Source organism: Flavobacterium chilense (genome assembly GCF_001602525.1).
GTDB classification, from domain to species: Bacteria; Bacteroidota; Bacteroidia; order Flavobacteriales; family Flavobacteriaceae; genus Flavobacterium; species Flavobacterium chilense.
In genome coordinates this window covers 112,048-136,268 of sequence record NZ_LSYT01000005.1, presented here as the reverse complement: position 1 = coordinate 136,268, position 24,221 = coordinate 112,048, and the positions used below count along the sequence as shown (strand labels likewise).

The window sequence follows — 24,221 nt, the reverse complement described above, 5'->3', positions numbered from 1 at the left end:
AAAAGATATTTTTATTTTTTGCCTTTAATTTTTGAAGGAGAAATTTGTTTAGAACAGTTAAGAATTTTTACAAAAATATTTTCTGGGTCAGGATTGTTAACCTGAATAAGAGACATCAATTCATCTTCTGTTTTGTATTTTGTAGGTTGATTGAACTCAGTTCCTTTGTACCAAATGACTATGTAAATCCCTGCATTTGTACCAGCACTATCTAAATAAACTGGAAGTTGATTTTTAATTGCATTTTCAATGTCTGAATGATGTGCTTTTTTAATTTCAACACAAACTTTCAATATTTCACCAAATATATTATTGTAAGAAAATACTATATCAACATTTCCATTGCCTTCTTTTATTTCTCTGGCTAGATTTATTCCTTTAATTTTGCATAACGTATCTAAAGTATTACTAATATATGGTTGTACTTCAACTTCATCTTTTGGAATTGAACATTTCTGATCTCTCCAAAAGTTTATATTTCCTTGTTTTAATTTGATTTCTTTGTCTAAAACGTTATTCAATAAAGAAACAATAAAATCTTGAAGATCTTTATTGGTTATAATTTGATTTTCAATGCTTTGGAGTTGTACATCATTTATCAAGTTTTTAATTTTTACAATTTCACTACTTTTTTCACAAGGTATTTCTAAAATTGGTTTTTGTTCAAATTTTTTTAAAACATTGAATTTATAAAAATGAGGTATTGGACTTGTAATACAACTTGGGCAATTACAAGGAATCATTTCTTCAAAGACTAATTTGTTATCTTTATCAAAGTCTTTGTGAACCTCTTCAACAAACATTTTTATAGCAGAAAGCAATCCTTTTTTATTATTTCCGCGTAAAGAAATTTTTATTTTACTATTTATATAATCTTCTTGAACTAATGCTTCAGTATCATCATATTTTAGTATTACGCCATATTTCCAGAATAAATTATTTTTGATGAAGTTATGAGCTTTAACAATGAACCGACTAATCATACCAGTTGGCATAAATGTATATTGATATTCGAATAAAAGATTGTCTGTGATTATCCAATCTAATTCTTCAGGCATATCAGGCAATAATAAATCGGGTGCTATATATGCGCTTTTGTCAGATATTTCAAAACAAAGACCATAATCTTGCATTAGGCGTATCAATTCAGGTTGTTTATTTGCGAAACGATCATCTTCCCAAATTTTTTCTAAATCATCATTTGTAAATTTACCCTTATTTTGAAACACAAATTCATTATCAAGAACTTTGTACATTCCGTCTACACACCAATCAGTATTAATAAAGACGGTCTTCTTAAGGAGTAGATCATGTTTATGATGAATAATTACGCCTAAATCATTCAAATATTCACTAAGAAAATCGGCACGTTTTTTATCTAGCTTATTATTTTTACATATTTCCAAATATTCTGAATAATCTATATAATCATGATTTTGAGAAAGTTGTTCTAGCTTTTTTCTAATATTTATCCAGTGATTAGATAGTGTCAATTTTGTTTGTGGTAATAAAGTTACCGCATCCGCGATAGAAGCTTTTAAATTTTCAATAGAATATTCATATCCATCCGCACAACTTACATCAATAAAATTAACTATATTAGGAAATTGTTCCTTATAAATGTTTTGAGGTAAAATTTTCTTCCTTTCATCACATTTACTTAAAATAACAATAATTGGGCTATTATAACTTAAAAGACGTATTGTATTTAACCAATAAAAAATATCTTGATAATTACTTTCGGCCCTAGCTTCGGTTAAAAATAAATATACGGATCGATTAGTGATAAAAAGTTGATGTGTAGCATCATATTTTTCTTGACCACCGAAATCCCAGATATTAAATCGAAAATTTGAGCTGTTTTTTAGACCATCCATTTTAAACTCCCAAGGATTTTTTAATATATCTATGCCTTTAGTTGTTGTGCTTTCGGATAATGAGTAATTTGGAATCGTTAATTTCTTCGTTAGTACAGATTTGCCAACGTCACCTCTACCAACAACAACCATTTTTGCTTCATATAAATATTCCTCTTCATCTGCTTCAAGTTTTGATTTGAGATAGTTTTTTATAGCCTCAATACCTTCCTTGATAATTTCAATAGGAATATTATCTATTTCAATTTGAAATAAATTAAGTATTTTAATTTTTTCAAGCTTTAATAATTCTATAGGAATGGAGGTGAAGGTGTTTTTTGATGTGCTATTGTGATGCATATAATTTCCAAACTTCAGCTCGGTTAAATTTTTAAGACTAAAAACTTGAACTGGAAATGTTTTAAAATTATTAGATCCTAAATCTAAAAAATGTAAGTTATATAGTTTGTATAATTCATCAGGTAATTTTTCAAGTAAATTATCTTTTAAAATTAGTCTTCGCAGTTTTGGAATTTCAAAAAGAATTTCAGGAAATTTTTTAAATTTATTACCATCTAGCCATAGCTCATGCAAATGTTTAAAATTTAAAATTTCTTTTGGCAAAGATGTTAGATTACTATCACTGAACAAGAAAGATCTTATATTTTGTAGTTCAAAAATTTTTCTAGGTATTGCTTTTAATTTAAAGCTTGCTAATACAATTTTATTGAGGTATTTTAAGGTATATATAGATTCAGGGATTTTATTTTGACTTTTTCCATTTAGATAAATGTAAGTTAAGTTTGAAGGAAGTCCATTTATTTGTTGAATATTTATACATTGGCCTAAGTTTAAATAGGTGATTGTAGTCCAGCTTTCTATTTCTTTTGGAATAATTTTTAGAGAATTACTTATTAAAGTTAGTGAGGCTAAATTGGTTAGGTTTGATAGAATTAAAGGAAATTCCTCGAAAGTTCCGCTTATTTCTAATCGTTTTAATTTTTTTAATTTAATTAGCTCTTTAGGAATAGATTTAAGATTAAATTTGTTACCTAATATCAAACTTTCAAGATTAGTTAAATTAAATAATTCAGAAGGGATTTCATCAAATTCTTCATTTGTATACCTCAAATCAAGTTCTTTAAGATTATTTATTTTGGCATTCTTTATAATTTTTTCGACAGTAATCGATTCTGATTTCATTATTTACTTAGTAAGTTTAATTGATTAATGATTTGTTGATATGTAAGTTGTTGAGTATGCTAAGATATAAAAATATTTAGTAGGAAAAATTTCTACTAAATTAAAAGAGGCAAATTTTGGAATTTTAGAACCCTTTTTTTAAATAAAAAAAACGACCAATCTTGAATTAGTCGTTTTATCTCTGATGTTCTATAAATATTACCCTAAAAAACTCTTCAACTCCTCATAAGTTTTAATTTTAACACTCACTTTTTCCTTATCTAAAACACTCTCAATTTGAGCAGGAATAGGAAGTGTAATTCCTAAAGCTGGTTCAACAACATCTAAGAATTTAATAGGATGTGCAGTCTCTAAGAAAACTCCAATAGCATTTGGGTGTTTTTCTAGTTCTTTTTTGAGACCTAAATAACCAACAGCGCCGTGTGGTTCTGCGATGTAACCGTCTGTGTTATAAATTTTCTTTAGAGCTTCAAGCGTTTCTTCATCGGTATAACTATAAGAAGAAAAATCTTTTTCGAAAGCTTTTAGGTCATTGTTGTATAATTCCTGAATTCTGATAAAGTTGCTTGGGTTTCCAACGTCCATGGCGTTAGAGATTGTGGCTTTAGAAGGTTTCGGGTCGTATTTTCCGTTTTCTAAGAATCTTGGTACCGTATCGTTTACGTTTGTAGACGCTACAAAATGTTCAATTGGCAAACCTAATTTTTTTGTCATAATTCCGGCACAGATATTTCCGAAGTTTCCGCTTGGGCATGAGAAAACTAAAGGTTTGTTTTGGCTTTTCAACGCTTTGTAAGCAAAGAAAAAATAGAACATTTGGGGTAACCAGCGCGCAATATTAATAGAATTCGCCGAAGTCAGGTTTTTATGCGCTAAAGTGTCATCTAAAAACGCTTTTTTTACCATATCCTGACAATCGTCAAAAACGCCATCCACTTCAAGGGCTTTAATGTTTTGTCCTAAAGTCGTTAATTGTTTTTCCTGAATGTCGCTTACTTTTCCTGACGGATATAAAATGACAACATCTACACCGTCAACGCCTAAAAATCCGCTGGCAACAGCTCCGCCTGTATCTCCGGAAGTAGCTACTAAAACGGTGTTCTTAGCATCTTTTTTGTCTTTGTTGAAATATCCCAGACAACGTGACATAAAACGTGCTCCAACGTCTTTAAAAGCCATTGTTGGACCGTGAAATAATTCTAACGAATAGATTCCGTCTTCGACTTTCACAACCGGAAAATCAAAAACCAAAGTATCAGCAATGATTTCTTTTAATTTATCTGCCGGTATTTCGTCGCCAACAAATTGTTTTATGGCTTCAAAAGCAATGTGTTCATGACTTAAACTTTCAATTTTATCAAAAAAAGAAGGATCAAGCGGTGTTATGCTTTCCGGGAAATATAATCCTTTATCACTCGCTAATCCTTGTATTACAGCTTCCTGAAAAGAAACTTTTGGGGCATTATGGTTTAAACTGTAGTATTTCATTTTTTTTATTGCTTTAGGCTTTAGGCAGTAGGCTCTAAGCTTTTTGCCTTGTGTGAACGAAGCCTGTAATTATTTAAATATTGCTTTTTTTAATTTCAATAATAATTATTCGGTTTTCTTGTCATTTCGACGGAGGAGAAATCTTCGCAAGTAACTCCGCAACGTTAATCCAAATCTTTGTCAACAAACTAATGTGATTTCTCGTTCCTCGAAATGACAAACGATATGTCTATGTTTATGCTTTGTGTCTGTACTTTGTCGAGCTTCTTGTGGAGATTTCTCCTTACGTCGAAATGACAAACTTTACGTGTCATACTTTGCGGGGCTTCGACTCCGCTCAGCCTGACAAGCTTTGTCTTAATGCTTAATTCTTTTTACTTAATACATTTCACATTTTACAAAATACGCACTCCATCAGGGTTAATCTTCGAAACGTGAATTTCATACGGTAAATTCATCTTTTCGTAAACGTCGCTCATGGCTTTTGCGATTTGGTCGGCGGTGTTTTTTCCTCTGCTTAAAGCAAAAATCGACGGGCCAGAACCTGAAATTCCGGAACCTAAAGCGCCGTTTTCGTAAGCCGTTTGTTTGATTAAATCAAAACCGGGAATCAAAACGCTTCTTAAAGGTTCAACGATTTCATCATGAAGTGATCTTCCGATCAAATCGTAATCTTTTGTATACAATCCGGCAACTAATCCGCCTACATTTCCCCATTGCATAATAGCGCTTTTTAGCGAAACATTTTGTTTTAAAACCGAACGTGCATCAGATGTTTTTAATTCAATTTGCGGATGAACTACTGTTGCGTACAATTCTTCCGGGCTGTCAATTCTGATAATATCAAGCGGCGCATAACTTCTTACCAAAGTAAATCCGCCTAAAAGGGCAGGAGCAACGTTATCGGCATGAGCGTTTCCGCTGGCTAATTTTTCGCCCTGCATCGCAAATTGTACCAAATCTTTACGGGAATAAGGTCTGCCTAATAATTCATTAATTCCGAAAACTGCTCCGGCAGAACTTGCAGCACTGCTCCCGATTCCGCTTCCGGCTTTAATGTGTTTGTAAATTTCGATTTCGAAGCCAAAATCCAAGTCACCTAAAGTTTCAAGCATTGCTAAAGCTGCAACTCCCGAAACGTTTTTCTCGGTTTCCAGAGGTAAATCGGCACCAACAATTTTAGTGATTCTAACTCCTTTTTGATCGACTTTTCGAACAATCATTTCATCGCCCGCATTGTCCAGGCAAAGCCCGAGTACGTCAAATCCGCACGAGAGGTTGGCGATAGTTGCCGGGCAAAATAGTTTTATTTCTTTCATTTCTGGTTGGTTTTGCCACGAAGGCACAAAGTCACAAAGTTTATTTTTATAGTTTCTGAGATGCTAAGTTTCTAAGATACTAAGTATAAAAAAAACTTAGAAACTTAGCGTCTTAGTGCCTTAGCGGCTATACATTACCAATTCGAATTACATCTGCAAAAATTCCTGAAGCAGTCACAGCTGCACCGGCTCCGGCTCCTTTGATCAATAAAGGCTGATCTACGTAACGATCTGTGTAGAACAAGACGATATTGTCTTTTCCTTCCAGATTGTAAAAAGGATGATCTTTTGGAATGAATTGAAGACCAACACTGGCTTTTCCGTTTTCGAATTGCGCTACGTATTTCAATCTTGAATCTTTTACTAAAGCTTCACTGTAAATACCTTCAAAATGAGAAGCATGTTTGATTAACGAAGCAAAAAAGTCTTCGTTGTTTGTTGTCGCTAAACATTCTGCAGGCAGGAATGATTCGTTTGCGATGGCGTCGATGTCCATTTCGTAACCGCTTTCGCGAATCAGAATCAGGATTTTACGCGCTACGTCGATTCCGCTTAAATCAATTTTCGGATCTGGTTCTGTGAATCCCTGAACTCCGGCTTCTCTTACTACATCGTGAAAAGAATTGTTTTTATCGAAATTGTTGAAAATGAAATTCAGACTTCCGGATAAAACCGCCTGGATTTTATGCACTTTATCACCAGAAGCAATTAAGTTTTTTACGGTATCAATAATCGGTAATCCTGCACCAACATTTGTTTCAAACAAAAACGGAGCATTGTACTGACGTGATAAGTTTTTTAGTTTTTTATAATTGTCGTAAGCAGATGAACAGGCAATTTTATTGCAGGTAACAACGGCAATACTTTGTTTTAAGAACTTCTCATACATTTCAGAAACGCTAGAGTTTGCTGTAATATCAACAAAAATACTATTACGTAAGTTCAATTCTTTTGCACGTGCGATGAACTCTGTTGCAATTGCTTCTTCACCCTTGTCTAAAGTCGACTGCCAGTCTTTTAGAGAAATTCCGTCTTCGTCGAAAAGCATTTTTCTGGAATTCGATAAGGCAATGACACGAACATTGATTTTTAAATTGTCTTTTAAAAACTTTCTTTGGTTGTGTATTTGCTCGATGAATTTTTCGCCCACATTTCCAACTCCCATTACAAATAAATTGAGCTGTTTGGTGTTTTCTTCAAAGAAGTTTTCGTGCAATGTATTCAATGCTTTTTTAACGTCTCTTTCGTTAATTACAGTCGAGATATTTCTTTCAGAAGCACCTTGTGCAATGGCGCGAATGTTTACGTTGTTTTTCCCTAAAGTACTAAACATTCTTCCGCTTAAACCCTGATGATTTTTCATGTTTTCACCAACCAGCGCAATAATGCAAAGATCTTTTTCAACAATACAAGGATCTATTTTGTTTTGCGAAATTTCGATTTCAAAAGCTTTATTGATCGCAGCTTCGGCATTATCGGCATCCGAATTTAAAATTCCGATACAAATGGAGTGTTCAGAAGAAGCCTGAGTAATAAAAATGACATTGATTTTTTCCTGAGATAATACCTCAAACAAACGTTTTGATGAGCCTGAAACTCCAATCATCCCGGGACCTTCAAGCGTAACTAACGAAATATTATCGATATGGCTAATTCCTTTTACAACTGTGTCTTTTGATGAAACATGACTGGAAATTAAAGTTCCTTCGGCTTCCGGTTCAAAAGTATTTTTGATTAAAATAGGAATGTTTTTTCTTAAAACAGGCTGAATAGTTGGCGGATACAATACTTTGGCGCCAAAATGCGATAATTCCATTGCTTCCTGATACGAAATAGTGGCAATAGGCTGCGCTTGTTTTACAATTTTTGGGTTTGCAGTAAACATTCCGTTCACATCTGTCCAGATTTCCAATTGCTCTGCATCAATAGCTCCGGCAATAATTGCAGCAGTATAATCAGAACCTCCTCGTCCTAAAGTCGAAGTGATTCCGTCAAGAGTCTGCGCTATAAATCCTGGTAGAATAGTAAGTTTTGATTGATTTTCAGCAAAATATTCCTGAATCAATTGGTTTGAAATTTCAAAGTTTACGACCGCTTTTCCAAAATTATTATTGGTTTTAATTAATTCACGGCTGTCTTTGTAAACAACATCTTTGTCAATTTGCTGATATGCCTGTGCGATGATGTAAGAAGAAAGTAGTTCACCAAAACTTAAAATAGTATCGGCAGTTCTTGGAGATAATTCTCCTAAAAGGAAACAGCCGTCTAACAAAGTTTCTAAATGATTGATGATTCTTTTTACATGACTTAACAAACTGCTTTGTTCACTTACCGGAATAAGTTCCTTTAAAGTGTCAAGGTGTTTTTTTTCGATTTCGGCTACAATTTCTCTAAAGCTTTCGTCGTTTGCCGCTGCTTTTGCTGCTGCGAGTTGCAGTAAATCAGTGACTTTGCTTAAAGCAGAAACAACTACAACTAATTTATCCTGCTTAGATTTTTGATTTATAATTTCGAGAACGAGTTTTATATTTTGAGCATTGGCAACGGAAGTTCCGCCAAATTTTAATATTTTCATTGTGATATTTTTTTCTTTTTATGCAAATGTTTTCATCTATCCAATACCTTTCTTCTTTTTAGAAAAAAGTATAGATAACCCGGATTATATGTAAAAATGTATACCCCTAAGGGGTAGTAGTTGTTGTAGTAGAAATAATGGTAGCAGCAATTGCAACTCCGGTTTGAGTTGTTATTGTAGAATGATATTTTGTGCTGTTACTTTTCATTTTTGATGTTTCAAAAGTACAGTTTTTTATAAAAGTTAAAAACCCTAAAATCCTTTTTACGAATATTTTAATAATTTAAATTTGAATAATTCAATATTGAGTATTTGCTAAAATTAGAACTCTAAAGATGTCTTATTCCTATATTTAAGACTTTTTTTGTTAATGTCTGAAAGAATAATCGTATTTGATTTTTTATAAAAAAGATTCAAAAAAAGACTAATTTAATCTATCTGTTAACTAGGAAAGTGTTTTTTAACTTTTTCCGGAGTAAAAATTCAAAGCAATTTTTTTTATCAAATTAAACAGCTGGTTTTTTGTATGATAAGGATTATGAAATGCATAAAAGTTAAGAATCCAAATGATGCAAATTTTAATTATTGTGAAGAAATGTTGCTTTTTAATATTGATTTGTTGAATTTTGACGTTTAAAACCACAAACAACATGAGAGAAATCCATTATATAAGTACTGAAACCTTAAATTTAGAAGCTTTACAAGAAATTATAGTAAATCAAAAAATACTTGAATTATCAGAAGAAGCTAAAGTAAATGTTCAAAAATGCCGTGATTATTTAGATAAAAAAATGGCTTCACATTCTGAGCCTATTTATGGCATAAATACTGGATTTGGATCACTTTGTAATGTGAAAATCTCTAACGAAAATTTATCACAACTTCAGGAGAACCTGGTAAAATCTCATGCTTGCGGAACAGGAGAAGAGGTTCCTGCTGAGATTGTAAAGCTGATGTTGTTGCTTAAAATTCAATCTTTAAGTTACGGACATTCGGGAGTTCAGTTGCAAACTGTAAATCGTTTGGTTGATTTTTACAACAATGATATTTTACCTGTAATCTATACTCAGGGTTCTTTGGGAGCTTCTGGAGATTTAGCACCTTTAGCACATTTGTCTTTACCGTTACTGGGAGAAGGAGAGGTTTTATTTGAAGGAAAAAAAACAGCTTCTGCCGAAGTTTTAAAACATTTTAACTGGGAACCAATCGTTTTACAATCAAAAGAAGGTTTGGCTTTGTTAAACGGGACACAGTTTATGAGTGCTTATGGAGCTCATATTTTAATAAAAGCCTACAAATATTCTTATCTGGCAGATTTAATCGGAACCATTTCATTAGAAGGTTTTGATGGAAGAATAGAGCCTTTTAACGAATTGATTCATTACATACGTCCGCACAAAGGACAAATTGTTACCGCACAGCGTATTACTGAATTTCTGGATGGTAGCGAAATTATTGCCCAGGAGAAAAAACATGTACAGGACCCGTATTCTTTCCGTTGCATGCCTCAGGTTCACGGTGCTTCAAAAGATGCGATCGATTATGTTCGAAAAGTATTCAAAACAGAGATTAATTCGGTTACTGATAACCCTAATATATTTATAGAAGCAGATCAGATTATTTCCGGAGGTAATTTCCACGGACAACCTTTGGCTTTAGCTTTAGATTTTATGGCAATTGCTTTGGCTGAATTAGGAAGTATTTCAGAAAGAAGAACCTATCAGCTTATCTCAGGATTGCGTAATCTTCCGGCATTTTTAGTCGATAATCCGGGATTGAATTCAGGATTTATGATTCCGCAATATACTGCTGCAAGTATTGCAAGTCAAAATAAACAACTGGCAACACCTTCAAGTGTGGACAGTATTGTTTCGAGTAACGGACAGGAAGATCACGTAAGTATGGGAGCAAACGGAGCCACAAAAGCGTTGCGTGTTCTGGATAATTTAGAACGTATTCTGGCTATCGAATTATTGAATGCTTCGCAGGCAATTGCTTACAGAGAACCTTTGAAATCGAGTGACTTTATCGAGATGTTTTTAAGCAGTTACAGAGAGGTAGTTCCTCTGGTTAAGGAAGATAGAATTTTGCATTACGACATTGAGAAAACCGTTCAATTCCTTGACAGTTTCCAAATTGAAAACGATTTGTTAACAATGGCTTAACATTGCAAAATATTATTGAAGTAATTTTGCACTATCAAAAATATAAAAATGTCAATAAACAGTATTTTCCAATTTTTAGTGCCGAAAGACAAGAAATTCTTTCCACTTTTTGAAGAGGCTTCAAGCAATTTAATTGAACTGGCTTCTAACTTACACGAAGCTGTAAATTTACCATTAAAAGAAAGAGAAATTCTTTTTCAAAAAATTGACGAATTAGAGCAAAAAGGAGAAGACATTACCCGTCAGACTAACCTGGAGTTGAGCAGAAATTTTATTACTCCATTTGACAGAGAAGATATTCATACGTTAATTACTTCAATTGACAACGTTGCAGATTACCTTCATGGTGCATCTAGCCGTATGAGACTGTATCAGGTTGATAAGATTACAAAATCGATCAGAAAGATGACAGAAATCAACCTTGAAGCTTGTCAAAATATTGACAGTGCAGTAAAAGAATTGAGAAATTTAAAAAATTTCAAAGTCATTAAAGATGCTTGTTCGAGAATTAATAAATTAGAAAACAAGTCTGATAACGTTTATAACAAAGCAGTTTTTGAAATTTTTGAAAACGAAACAGATGCTAAAAATATTATCAAATATAAAGAGGTATTATCTGTTTTAGAATCAGCAACAGACAAATGTAAGAGTGTTGCGAATATACTGGAATCTATTTCTGTAAAACATTCTTAATTCAATTTTTCATTCTGAAGTTATAACTTTATGACGCTACTTATATTAATTATAGTATTAGCCTTAATTTTTGATTACATCAATGGTTTTCATGATGCGGCAAATGCTATAGCGACTGTTGTTGCTACAAAGGTTCTAACGCCTTTTCAGGCGGTTCTTTGGGCAGCATTTTTTAACTTTTTGGCTTATTGGGTTTTCGGATTTGGTGTTGCGGATACTGTTGCTAAAACAGCGCACACCATGGAAATTAACCTGGTTGTAATTCTTGCCGGTGTGATTGCGGCAATTTGCTGGAATTTATTAACCTGGTGGCTAGGAATTCCTTCAAGTTCATCACATACTTTAATTGGTGGTTTTGCAGGAGCAGCAGTAGCTCACGCTATTGCGGTACATGGCTTTTCAGGTTATGTAGGTACAGACGGAGCGACGCATTACTGGTATCAAATTGTAAGCTGGTATAAAGCCGGAAAAGATGGCGGAATGCCTTCCGGGGTTATTATCATTATTGCCTTTATTGTTTTAGCACCATTATTAGGGGCTTTAGCTTCTTATCTAATTTCGATTTGGTTGTTAAATGCTTCCCGTAAAAGTATCTATCCTAAGATATTTACAGTTGCACTAATGATTGCAACAGTTTGGTTCGTTAGTTCTTTAATGGTGCCTTATGCACAGATTGAAAAACCAAGATTCGAATCTCATTTTTGGAGTGTAGCTTTTGATGCACATAATATTAAATGGTTTTTAGTTGCTTTTATTATCTTAACTGTAAGTGCTTTTTGTTTAATATTCAGTAGTTTAAATCTTCATCAGGCAGATGCAGCTTTGAAGAAAATGCAATTATTATCTTCTGCAGCTTTCAGTTTAGGTCACGGTGGAAACGATTCTCAAAAAGTAATGGGTATTATTGCAGCTGCTGTTGCAGTTTATATCAACACAAATCCTGGTGTTCATATGGATTCCTGGTTGGATGTTGTTTTACCAAACGATGATTTAGGAATAAAAGGAGTAATGCCGGGCTGGATTCCATTAGCTTGTTATTCTGCTATTGCGGCAGGAACTTTAAGTGGTGGATGGAAAATTGTAAAAACAATGGGTTCTAAAATCACAAAAGTAACTTCGTTTGAAGGAGTTGCTGCTGAAACGGCCGGAGCCTTAACACTTTATTTTACAGAGCATTTAAAAATTCCGGTAAGTACAACGCACACGATTACAGGTTCTATTATTGGAGTTGGATTGACAAAACGTGTATCTGCAGTTCGTTGGGGAGTAACAGTAAGTTTAATCTGGGCATGGATTTTAACTATTCCAATTTCAGCATTACTAGCAGGTTTAGTATATTTTATTTTAAGTGTGTTTATCTCATAATAAAATGACATTTATAAGATGTGAGAAGTAAAATCACATTTTTAAAACATAAACAAAAGCCGGTTTCTTTATTGAAACCGGCTTTTTTGTTTGAAAATATTGGTTGTTTAAAGAGATAATGTGTTTACATTTACTATAAAAAAATAAGCATTAAGGTTAGAGAATGGAAGAATTAAATCAAATAGAAAGAATTAAACATAAATTAATTATTGCAAAAGAAGCCGATAAAGATTTAAAGACATTTGGAGCAGAAAGTCATCAATATTTTTTAGGGGAAACAGTAAATAATGATCAGATTTTAGATTTCGAAAATGAATATAATGTAATGCTTCCGGAAGCTTATAAAGCATTTTTATTGCATATTGGTAATGGAGGAATATCGTATCAAAATTCTGCTGCAGGACCTTGTTATGGAATATTTCCGTTTGGAAAAAATCTTAACGAATTTGTTGAGAATCCAAAACAGTTTTTAAAAGAAGATTGTAAGTTGTATCCAAAAATGAGCGCTGAATTTTGGAAAGAACTTACTGAAAATATTGAGAGTGATACTATTTCTGATGAAGATTATGATAGTGAATCAGGAAAGATCTTTTCGGGCATTTTACCGCTTAGTAGTCAGGGTTGTACATATTATTCGGCATTGGTTTTGAATGGAGATTTTAAAGGAAGGATTGTAAATGTTGATATTGACAGGCAGAAACCATATTTTGTTTCTGAATTGAATTTTTTGGATTGGTATGAGAGATGGCTTGATGAAATTATACCTGAGGATGTAAAAGAAAATCAGGAGAAATTGTTTAGTTATACATTGGGAGGAACTCCAAAACATATTTTAAAAGGCTATCTTTCTGCAAAAGATGAAGAAGTAAAAATGGAATGTTTATATGCATTCTTGAAAAAAGAAAAACTGAATTCAGAAACGATTGATATACTTGAGGAACAATATAAATTAAATTCAGGTGAAATTCGAAAAGTATTGCTTCAGATCCTTACCAAGTTTGATTATGCAAAAGTATATCCTTATCTGGTTGAATTTACAAAAGAAAGCCTGTTAGATGTTTTTCAATTTGTATTCTGGTATGCCAAAGATAAAAGCTCTGATTGGCTGGAAATTATTAAAGCTAACATTGATCAGATAAATGACGAGAAAACATTTGTGTTTTGTACCTATTTGCTGGAAGAAATGAATCTGGATTACGGAGATATTGTTGTTCCTTTTGCCTCTAATGATAATGAAAATATAAGAGTTAGCGCTTATTATTCGCTTGGACAATTGGAGAATAAAGCTGATTATCTGGATGTTTTTATTGATGGTTTGAACGATAATTCGAATAGGGTTGTGCATATCGTTTTGCAGGCTTTAGATGGAGTAGAAGATCGTAAACTTTTGAAATATTACAAACGCATTGCTGAAAAATACCTTGTGGAAGAAGATTATATTCTTGTTAATCTTAATCATAGATTAAAACCATTTGGTTTAACGAACACTAGTATAAAAGCAATCAATGTAGACAATTAAAATAAAAAGCTGATTCCGTATTAAGAAATCAGCTTTTTTTATGTTCTTTAAAATCCTATTTTTTATTCTTTTTGAAAAAGATATTCTTTTCCGCCTTGTTTTAAAAGCATCTCTTTTTTCTCGGCATTAAATTCTAAAACAATTCCGGCCGGATCAAATTTGAAACTATTTACAGTAGTAGATTCTAAAGGAAAAGAGGGTTGTCCGTTTGCTTGTGCAATCAGTGTATTGTCTTTTTTAGAGATATTAATTTTTAACGGAACTTGTGAACTGGCATAAATTCCTGAATAAGCATCAAGAGTTGCTGCTGAAACTGAAATATTACTAAAAGAAGGCATTTTATATGGCTTGTTAAAATAAGAGCTTAAAGCGCATAATAAGATGTTGTTGTAATCATAACCTAATCCGTTGGAGGTTATTGCTAATGCTATTTTTTCAGTCGGGAAATAGCTTACAACAGCTCTGAAACCATCAATTCCTCCAGTATGACCGTAGCTTTTTGTTTCGAAAAACGGAAATTCAAAAATTCCCATACCAAATTTCTCTTTAACCGTTTTCATTTGATTTAAATGTTCTGCAGAAATAATTTTTCCGGCAAAAAGACCTTCAATAAAAAGATTTAAATCAGTTGGATTAGAAACAATGCCTCCGGCTCCAAGCGGAATAGATATGTCTGTCTCATTTTCTTTTTCCCATTTTCCGGAAAGGGTATAAGAATAACATTCATTATTTGCCAGACTAATTTTCCCGCCCAAATAAGTGTTTTTTAGATTTAAAGGTCTTGCAATTTTTTGACTCAGAATTTCGCTAAATGGCTTCTTGTAGACATCTTCAAGTATATAAGATAATAATATATAATTAGAGTTGCTGTATTGGCCTTTTGTATCAGGTTCAAATGCAGCTTCTCCGGCATTAATGCGCTCAATCATTTTTGCTCTGGGCTGAAACTGAGTATTCCATTTTAAGTAATCACTATCATTTGTAAAATCATGAATACCGCTTCTGTGGTTTAATAAATTACTGATAGTGATTTTTGTAGCATTTTTTATTGTTGGAAAATACTTGTCGATAGTTTGATCCAGATTGATTTTCTTTTCTTCTATAGCTTTAAAAACAAGAGTGGCAGTAAATGTTTTAGAGATAGATCCTATTCTGTATTTGGTGTTTATATTTGATTTTTCTGAAGCCGCAACATCATCATATCCAATTGATTTGGTGTAAACAGTTTTTCCGTTTTCAGAAATCGCAATACTGCCCATAAATTTATTGTTTTTCTCCAATAGCATAAACAAGCTGTCAAGACGTACAGTATTGAATGTTTGTGAAAACGCGCTCGTAGCAATAAGAGCAAATAAACCGGTAATAATTTTTTTCATAATGGTGTTTTTTGGTTGATTGATTTTTTGAATTTTAGTAATAGGGTGATAAGGAAATAAAAGAATACGATAGAAAATAACATTGCCGGAATAAACCAGTTTCCAAGTATTTCTGTTGTCTGGTTTTTAATTTGACTTTCTGGATTCATCATTCCAAGAACCACTACAGAAAGGGATTGTTTGTTAACATATAAACCAACCAGGGACGGATTGACGATTTTAGCAAAAATCAGGAATACGAAACCAAACAAAAACAGGTATAAAATAAAGAAAAGGATATATGAAATACCATTGGTGAAGTTTAAGATTAATGCCTTAAAAACATGAACCGGGTTGAATGTTCTGGTTGCCTGTTCCAGTTTTTTATCGGCTACAAGTGGTTTTAAGACTTCTTCCGGAATGCCCAGTTTTTCTATAATATCTAAAAGAGCATCTATTTCGTTGGTTTCTTTTTTGTGCTGGATCGCTTCAAAAATATGGCTATTGAATTCCATGTAAATATCATCCTGGTTTATTTTTGATAATGAAGCCGTTACTTTTCTAATGCGCTTCATATAATCGTTATAAATTCGCTGTGAAGCTTTTTGTTCAAATTTTAGATCTTCTATTCTCATTGAATGATTTTTTTAATTGATTTCTCAAGATTTTCCCAATAGATATTCATCTGATTCAGTGTTTCAATTCCGGCTTCAGTTAGCGAGTAATACTTTCGGGGAATTCCTGTTTCCTGTTCAACCCATTTCGAATCGACCAATTCTTCTGTTTTTAACCGATTCATTAAAGGATAAAGCGTTCCTTCTGCAATTTCTATTTCGGTATGCTTTCTTATTTGTTCGATAAGTTCATAACCGTAATACTCATTGTTTTTGAGCACATTCAGAATAATGAAAGTTAGTGTACCTTTCTTTACCTGCGATTTCCAGTTTGTTACAAATGTTTCGTTCATGTTGCTAATGTATAACAAAATACATAGTATAACAAAGTATATAGCTAAGTTTTTTAATACAAGCTTTTAATGTTTTGATTTTTAATGGTTTGTTTGTTTTAGAACTGCTTTTGCAGGTTTTTGCGATTGTGTTTTCGCTTGTAGTTGGTTTGTTTTAGACTCTTTTTGTCTTCAGAAATGATGCTGATAGTTCCGTCTATTTCGAGCATAGCCAGTTTAACATCTTTAAAATATTCTAAACCATGTTCGCGCATGGCTTCTTTTAGTTCTTCGTCTGAAATGTCTAATTTACTTAAACTTTTAAAATCCAGTTTGCCGTCATGAATTAAGATTTCGGGTTTGTCTAGAAGTAAATCGTTTAGTATTTTATATTTATGAGTTAATTTTTTGATGGCAAAATTAATAACGAATAAAACCAGTGCCGCAACCAGACCTCCTGAAAGACTTGTGTCAGGACCAACCATAGCATTTTGAACGGAGTTACTAATCAATAAAATCAGAATAATATCGGCAGTGTTTAATTGCGAAAGTTCTTTTTTTCCGAAAACACGAAGTGCTATTGTCATGAAAAAATAAACAGCAACACTTCTTAATATGATATCTAAATAGGGAAATTGCATCATTTTTATTCTTTTGTTTTATTAAAGTTAAATAAAAAAGCTTTGTCAAAGTTTTAAACTTTGACAAAGCTGCTAAATTATTTATGGGATATTAAGTTTAAATGAATTTAACAAAGTTTGAAATTCTTCTCAATAGCTTTGATCATTTCTCCGGCAACATCTTTATTTGTAGCGCCTTCGATTCCTTCAAGACCAGGAGAAGAATTTACTTCAAGTAATAATGGTCCTTTTGAAGAACGAATAATATCAACACCAGCCACTTTTAAATCCATTGCTTTTGCGGCTTTTATGGCAATCTTTTTTTCTTCGGCAGTAACTTTTATGACAGATGCTGTTCCGCCAAGGTGAATATTTGCTCTGAATTCTCCCGGCATCGCTTCACGCTGAATGGCAGCCACTACTTTTCCGTCAATTACAAAACAACGAATATCTTTTCCGTTAGCTTCTTTAATAAACTCCTGAACTAAGATATTGGCATTTAAGCTTTTAAAAGCATTAATAACACTTTCTGCTGCTTTTTTAGTTTCGGCAAGAACAACTCCTTTTCCTTGTGTTCCTTCCAGTAATTTTACAATTAAAGGTGAGCCGCCAACCATTTTGATTAAGTTGTCAGTATCAAGGGGAGAATTGGCAAAACCAGTTGTTGGAATATCAATTCCGCTGTTTAAAAGCAATTGAAGAGAATATAATTTATCTCTCGATTGTGTTATGGCTGTAGCCGAATTTAAAACGAAAACCTTTAAAGCTTCAAACTGACGTGTTAAAGCACAACCGTAAAAGGTGATGCTTGGTCGGATTCTAGGGATAATAGCGTCAAATTGATTTAATATTTTTCCGCCGCGATAATGAATTTCCGGAGTTTTGGCATCCAGTTTCATGTAGCATTCTTTGATGTTCAAAAAATGCATTTCATGACCACGCATTTCACCTGCTTCCATGATTCTTTTATTACTGTATAATTCAGGATTACTGGCTAAAAGTCCAATACGCAAACCGGAAGTAGCTTTTTCAGAGTTTTGGTATAATTCTTTTAAAGCTTCAGTTGTAGGTTGTCCCAGTAAATATTTTTCTTCAGGATCAACCAGTACACGTCCGCTCATGGCCTCACGTCCTAAAAGCATTCTGAAACCCATTGAGTCACGATTGGTCAAAGTCATTTCGATTGGCCATTTTACATCACCAATTTTTAAATGCGTCTGAATTACGTAGCGATGTTCTCTAAAACCACTTGAACTTTTTACAATTCTTTTATCCACCAACGGAGCTTCGCAATGAATGATGGTTTTAATATTATTCTGAATTGGATTAATGTCAAATTTAACCCAATTAGCATCATTTTTTATAAAAGGAGCTATGTTTATAGCGTGCATCGCCGAAGTTTTGGCTCCGGAATCTACTCGGGCCTTGATTGTCGGGATTCCAAGTTCTGGAAATGAGCACCATTCTTCGCTACCTAAAATGACTTTGTTTTGAAGCATACGTTGTTTTGTATTATAAAATTTAATATTCAAAAATAGCTATTTGCTTTTACTAAAGATAGTAAATTACTCAAAAAAAATACCCGTTATGTTATGAAAACGTAACGGGTATATTAATTCTGTTATAATTTTAAATCATTTTATTGATTTGTAGGCTCTTCGGCTTTGTGAATTTCTACTGATAGTTCTTGAGAATCATCTTTTAAATCCATTAAGATTTCATCACCTGAATGTATTTTTGAAGTGATGATTTCTTCTGCCAGTAAATCTTCAACATATTTCTGAATAGCTCTTTTTAGCGGTCTTGCACCAAATTGTTTGTCGAAACCTTTGTCTGCAATAAAAGCTTTTGCTTTATCGGTTAAGCTTAATTTATAACCTAATTCAGCGATACGTAAATACAGTTTTTTAAGTTCGATTTCGATAATTAAATCAATATCTGCTTTTTCAAGACTGTTAAATACAATTACATCATCAATTCTGTTTAAGAATTCAGGAGCAAAAGTTTTTTTCAATGCATTTTCGATAATGCTTTTTGAGTTTTCATCGGCCTGAGCTACTTTTGCAGCAGTTCCAAATCCAACACCTTGTCCAAAATCTTTTAACTGACGTGCTCCAACGTTGGATGTCATGATAATGATAGTGTTTTTAAAGTCGATTTTGCGACCTAAACTATCTGTTAGATATCCATCATCAAGAACTTGTAACATCATATTAAACACATCCGGATGCGCTTTTTCGATCTCGTCTAAAAGAACAACACAATATGGTTTTCTGCGAACTTTTTCAGTCAACTGTCCGCCTTCTTCGTAACCTACGTATCCCGGAGGCGCTCCAACTAAACGAGAGATTGCAAATTTTTCCATGTATTCACTCATGTCGATACGAACTAACGCATCTTCAGAATCGAATAATTCTTTTGCTAATACTTTTGCTAATTGTGTTTTACCAACCCCGGTCTGACCTAAGAAAATGAACGAACCAATTGGTTTGTTAGGATCTTTAAGTCCGGCTCTGTTACGCTGAATAGAACGTGCAATTTTAAGAACTGCTTCATTTTGACCAATTACTTTATTCTGAATTAATTCAGGTAATTGAGCTAATTTGTTGCTTTCTGTTTGTGCAATTCTGTTTACAGGAATTCCGGTCATCATCGAAACAACATCGGCTACATTATCTTCTGTAACTTCAATTCTGTTGTTTTTAGAGTCTTCTTCCCATTGTTCCTGAGCAACGGCTAAATCTTTTTCAATACGTTTTTCATCGTCGCGAAGTTTGGCAGCTTCTTCATATTTTTGTTTTTTAACTACCATATTTTTCATTTCGCGAACTTCTTCTAACTGACGTTCCAAATCTAAAATCTGTTTTGGGACGTCAATATTAGTGATGTGTACACGTGATCCCGCCTCATCCATAGCATCAATCGCTTTGTCTGGTAAGAAACGCTCAGACATATATCTGTTCGTTAATTTAACACAAGCTTCAATGGCTTCCTGAGTATAGGTAACATTATGGTGATCTTCGTATTTGTCTTTAACGTTGTTCAAAATAGCGATTGTTTCCTCAACAGAAGTTGGCTCTACAATTACTTTTTGGAAACGTCTTTCGAGTGCGCCGTCTTTTTCAATATATTGTCTGTACTCGTCAAGTGTTGTAGCACCAATACATTGTATTTCGCCTCTTGCTAAAGCAGGTTTAAACATGTTTGAAGCATCAAGTGAACCTGTTGCTCCGCCAGCACCTACGATAGTGTGAATTTCGTCAATAAAAAGAATGATATCGTCGTTTTTCTCCAGCTCGTTCATTACGGCTTTCATTCTTTCTTCAAACTGTCCTCTGTATTTTGTTCCAGCAACTAAACTTGCCAAATCCAGCGTTACAACACGTTTGTGAAAAAGGATACGGGATACTTTCTTTTGTATGATACGAAGTGCGAGACCTTCTGCAATAGCAGATTTACCAACTCCTGGTTCTCCAATAAGAAGTGGGTTGTTCTTTTTTCTTCGGCTTAAAATCTGAGAAACACGTTCAATTTCTTTTTCGCGTCCTACAACAGGATCAAGTTTTCCTTCTTCCGCCATTTCTGTTAAATCTCTCCCAAAATTATCTAAAACCGGAGTCTTCGATTTTTTGTTTGACTTATTGGCTGGATTATTGAAACTACTTTCTTTTAGACTGTCATCTTGTCCTGAATCGTCATTATACGATTCGTTTCTTGGCAAGTTTTCTAAGAATTCTTCTTCGTTTGGAGTCATATTTAAATATTGTTCTTTAGCTACATCATAATCTATTTTTAGCTTATTCAATAGCTTGGTTGTTGGATCGTTTTCGTTTCGTAAGATGCATAAAAGCAGGTGAGCTGTGCTAATCGACGAGCTTTGAAATACTTTAGCTTCAAGAAAAGTAGTCTTTAGTGCCCTTTCGGCCTGGCGCGTAAGATGGAGATTTTTCTTTTCGGCATTTACCTCAACGCTCTGGTTGGCTGGACTCAGTATTTCTACTTTCCTGCGTAAATGATCTAAATCGACTGCTAGGTTATTAAGTATATGAATAGCTTTTCCGTTACCATCTCTTAAAATACCCAGCATTAGATGTTCAGTACCAATAAAGTCGTGTCCTAAACGAAGGGCTTCTTCTTTACTGTATGTAATAACATCTTTTACTCTTGGTGAAAAATTATCATCCATAATATATAATTGGTATTGTAAATTTAGTGAATTACAGTTTGAAAAACAAAAACCGTACCCATTGAGAACTACTGTCAGCTAATAGACAAAAAAAATAACAATAAAAGCGTTAAAAAACGCTTAATTTATTAACTAAAAATAAAAATAAAGTTGTTAATAAATCATTGAAATAAGTGTAAGGAAATAGCTGAAAAAATTCGAAAAAAACGTATCTTGGCACGCTTTGAAACTAATATAATTATTTAAACATAACAACTTATGTCTGAAGGAGAAAGGTTAATTCCTATTAACATTGAAGATGAAATGAAATCAGCTTACATCGATTATTCGATGTCAGTAATCGTATCGAGAGCGCTTCCTGATGTTAGAGATGGCTTGAAACCAGTGCATCGAAGAGTTCTTTACGGAATGTATGATTTAGGTGTAACGTCAAGATCAGCCCACAAAAAATCTGCAAGAATCGTAGGGGAGGTTTTGGGTAAATATCACCCGCACGGTGATACCTCTGTTTATGATGCAATGGTTCGTATGGCTCAGGAGTGGAGTATGCGATATTTATTAGTTGATGGTCAGGGTAACTTTGGATCTGTCGATGGAGACAGTCCGGCAGCAATGCGTTATACTGAGGCCAGAATGCGTAAAATCTCAGAAGATATTATGGCAGATATCGAAAAAGAAACAGTTGACTTTCAACTTAACTTTGACGATACCTTATATGAACCAAAAGTAATGCCTACAAGAGTTCCAACTTTATTAGTAAACGGAGCGACAGGTATTGCAGTAGGTATGGCAACCAATATGCCACCACACAATTTAACTGAGGTTATTAATGGTACATTAGCATATCTTGATAATAACGATATTGAAGTAGACGAATTAATGACACATATTAAAGCTCCCGATTTTCCAACCGGTGGTGTAATATATGGTTATGAAGGTGTTCGTGAAGCTTTTAAAACAGGTAGAGGACGTATTGTCATGCGTGCAAAAGTTGGTTTTGAAGAAGTTGACGGAAGAGAATGTATTATTGTTACCGAGATTCCGTATCAGGTGAATAAAGCCGAAATGATCAAACGTACGGCTGATTTGGTAAACGATAAAAAAATTGAAGGTATTGCGAATATTCGTGACGAATCAGATAGAAATGGTATGCGTATCGTTTACATCCTGAAACGTGATGCTACGCCAAACGTAGTTTTGAATACTTTATATAAATTTACTTCATTACAATCCTCTTTCAGTGTAAACAATATTGCATTGGTAAAAGGCCGCCCACAAATGTTGAATCTAAAAGATATGATTCACTATTTTATTGAGCACCGTCATGATGTAGTAGTAAGAAGAACGCAGTTTGAATTGCGTAAAGCAGAAGAAAGAGCTCATATTTTAGAAGGTTTAATTATTGCTTCTGACAATATTGATGAAGTAATTGCGATCATCAGAGGTTCTAAAAATACAGAAGAAGCCCGTGAGAAATTAATCGAAAGATTTAGTTTATCAGATATTCAGGCTCGTGCTATTGTTGAGATGCGTTTACGTCAGTTAACAGGTCTGGAACAAGATAAGTTAAGAGCAGAGTTTGAAGAATTAATGAAGTTAATTGAGCATTTGAAAGCTTTATTAGCAGATGTAAATTTGAGAACTAACTTAATTAAAGAAGAGCTTGAAGAAATTCGCGAGAAATACGGAGATGAGCGTCGTTCTAAAATCGAATATTCTGGTGGAGATGTGAGTATCGAAGATTTAATTGCTGATGAGAATGTAGTTATTACAATTTCGCACGCTGGTTACATCAAACGTACAAACCTTACAGAATATAAAACTCAAAACAGAGGTGGAGTTGGTCAAAAAAGTGCAGGAACAAGAGATCAGGATTTCCTTGAGCATATGTTCGTTGCGACCAACCATCAATATATGATGTTCTTTACACAAAAAGGAAAATGTTTCTGGATGCGTGTTTATGAAATTCCGGAAGGAAGTAAAACTGCAAAAGGTAGAGCAATTCAGAACCTGGTGAATATTGAAAGTGATGATAAAGTAAAAGCTTTTATTTGTACTCAGGACTTAAAAGACAAAGATTATATCAACAGTCATAACCTTGTTATGGTAACTAAACAAGGTCAGGTTAAGAAAACTTCTTTAGAGAAATATTCTAAACCAAGGGTAAATGGAGTTGCAGCGATCACAATTAAAGAAGGTGATGAATTAATGGGAGCGCAATTAACTAACGGAGAAAGCCAGATTATTTTAGCTGTTAAATCAGGTAAATTAGTTCGTTTTGAAGAAACCAAAACACGTCCGATGGGAAGAACAGCTTCCGGAGTTCGTGGAATTACTTTGAAAGATGATACTGATGAAGTAATCGGTATGGTTACTGTTGCGAAAGAAGATGTTAATGATTCACAGATCTTAGTTGTAACTGAAAATGGATACGGAAAACGTACCAAATTAGTGGATGACGATGGAGAAGATGTTTACAGAATCACGAATCGTGGAGGAAAAGGAGTTAAAACGCTTAATATTACTGAAAAAACCGGAAAATTAATTTCGATCAATGCAGTAACAGATGCTGATGATTTGATGATTATTAATAAATCAGGATTAACGATTAGAATGGCTATTGAAGATTTACGTGTAATGGGTCGTGCAACGCAAGGAGTTCGATTGATTAATTTAAAAGGTAAAGATTCTATTGCAGCTGTAACAAAAGTTATGAAAGATGATGTTGCAGAAGTTGTTGTAGATGAAGATGGTAATGTTATTGAATCTGTTATCGAAAGAGTTAAACCGGATTTAGAGGTTCTTGAGGACGAAGGTCCTGTGGAGGATGACGATGATGACGATTCTGAAGAAGAAATTGAAGACGAAGACGACTCTGAAGAAGAGGAATCTGAAGAATAAAATAATAACCACTTATAATTTAAATATACA

At 33.5% G+C, this 24,221-nt stretch carries 15 protein-coding genes; 5 read left to right on the top strand and 10 right to left on the bottom strand.

The annotated features are described in order from the left end of the window. Positions 1–11: 11 nt before the first annotated feature. From A4F88_RS13290 to thrA, 4 genes are all read right to left on the bottom strand, one after another. Entirely contained in the window at positions 12–3,059 is a 3,048-nt protein-coding gene (locus tag A4F88_RS13290) for a COR domain-containing protein (RefSeq protein ID WP_068843099.1), read from the bottom strand. Positions 3,060–3,257: 198 nt separating this feature from the next. Next, a complete protein-coding gene (gene thrC / locus A4F88_RS13285) occupies positions 3,258–4,547 on the bottom strand; it encodes a threonine synthase (protein ID WP_068843098.1) in 1,290 nt (429 codons plus the stop codon). Between the two features lie 395 nt (positions 4,548–4,942). Next, a complete protein-coding gene (locus A4F88_RS13280) occupies positions 4,943–5,866 on the bottom strand; it encodes a homoserine kinase (RefSeq protein ID WP_068843097.1) in 924 nt (307 codons plus the stop codon). 127 nt (positions 5,867–5,993) lie between these two features. Then, entirely contained in the window at positions 5,994–8,441 is a 2,448-nt protein-coding gene (gene thrA, locus A4F88_RS13275; RefSeq protein ID WP_068843096.1) for a bifunctional aspartate kinase/homoserine dehydrogenase I, read from the bottom strand. A gap of 650 nt (positions 8,442–9,091) precedes the next feature. Between thrA and hutH the strand changes: the two genes are divergently transcribed. From hutH to A4F88_RS13250, 4 genes are all read left to right on the top strand, one after another. After that, on the top strand, positions 9,092–10,606 hold the full coding sequence (gene hutH, locus A4F88_RS13265) for a histidine ammonia-lyase (protein ID WP_068843094.1): 1,515 nt from the start codon (positions 9,092–9,094) through the stop codon (positions 10,604–10,606). Between the two features lie 48 nt (positions 10,607–10,654). Beyond that, positions 10,655–11,299, top strand: coding sequence for a DUF47 domain-containing protein (locus A4F88_RS13260; RefSeq protein WP_068843093.1), 645 nt, complete (start codon positions 10,655–10,657; stop codon positions 11,297–11,299). Between the two features lie 30 nt (positions 11,300–11,329). Further along, complete coding sequence (locus A4F88_RS13255) at positions 11,330–12,664, top strand: inorganic phosphate transporter (RefSeq protein WP_068843092.1); 1,335 nt, start codon at positions 11,330–11,332, stop codon at positions 12,662–12,664. Between the two features lie 163 nt (positions 12,665–12,827). After that, positions 12,828–14,183, top strand: a complete 1,356-nt coding sequence (locus A4F88_RS13250; RefSeq protein ID WP_068843091.1) for an SMI1/KNR4 family protein — start codon at positions 12,828–12,830, stop codon at positions 14,181–14,183. A gap of 62 nt (positions 14,184–14,245) precedes the next feature. Here the strand turns inward: A4F88_RS13250 and A4F88_RS13245 are convergent, their stop codons facing one another. The 6 genes from A4F88_RS13245 to A4F88_RS13220 form a co-directional block, all read right to left on the bottom strand. Beyond that, complete coding sequence (locus tag A4F88_RS13245; RefSeq protein ID WP_178368474.1) at positions 14,246–15,559, bottom strand: serine hydrolase domain-containing protein; 1,314 nt, start codon at positions 15,557–15,559, stop codon at positions 14,246–14,248. Continuing rightward, positions 15,556–16,173: a hypothetical protein gene (locus A4F88_RS13240; RefSeq protein ID WP_068843089.1), complete on the bottom strand. Its 618-nt coding sequence runs from the start codon at positions 16,171–16,173 to the stop codon at positions 15,556–15,558. The genes A4F88_RS13245 and A4F88_RS13240 overlap by 4 nt, the downstream gene beginning before the upstream one ends. Next, positions 16,170–16,505: a PadR family transcriptional regulator gene (locus A4F88_RS13235; protein WP_068843088.1), complete on the bottom strand. Its 336-nt coding sequence runs from the start codon at positions 16,503–16,505 to the stop codon at positions 16,170–16,172. The genes A4F88_RS13240 and A4F88_RS13235 overlap by 4 nt, the downstream gene beginning before the upstream one ends. A gap of 98 nt (positions 16,506–16,603) precedes the next feature. After that, positions 16,604–17,125, bottom strand: coding sequence for a DUF421 domain-containing protein (locus A4F88_RS13230; protein ID WP_068843304.1), 522 nt, complete (start codon positions 17,123–17,125; stop codon positions 16,604–16,606). A 107-nt stretch (positions 17,126–17,232) separates the two neighbouring features. Next, complete coding sequence (gene rimK, locus A4F88_RS13225; RefSeq protein WP_068843087.1) at positions 17,233–18,603, bottom strand: 30S ribosomal protein S6--L-glutamate ligase; 1,371 nt, start codon at positions 18,601–18,603, stop codon at positions 17,233–17,235. A gap of 140 nt (positions 18,604–18,743) precedes the next feature. Then, positions 18,744–21,290 (bottom strand): ATP-dependent Clp protease ATP-binding subunit, encoded by a 2,547-nt coding sequence (locus A4F88_RS13220; protein WP_068843086.1) that lies wholly within the window; start codon positions 21,288–21,290, stop codon positions 18,744–18,746. Between the two features lie 258 nt (positions 21,291–21,548). Here A4F88_RS13220 and gyrA point away from each other — a divergent pair, with 258 nt between their 5' ends. Continuing rightward, the gene (gyrA, locus tag A4F88_RS13215) at positions 21,549–24,191 is read left to right on the top strand and encodes a DNA gyrase subunit A (RefSeq protein ID WP_068843085.1); all 2,643 of its coding nucleotides are present in this window, start codon (positions 21,549–21,551) and stop codon (positions 24,189–24,191) included. Positions 24,192–24,221: the final 30 nt, after the last annotated feature.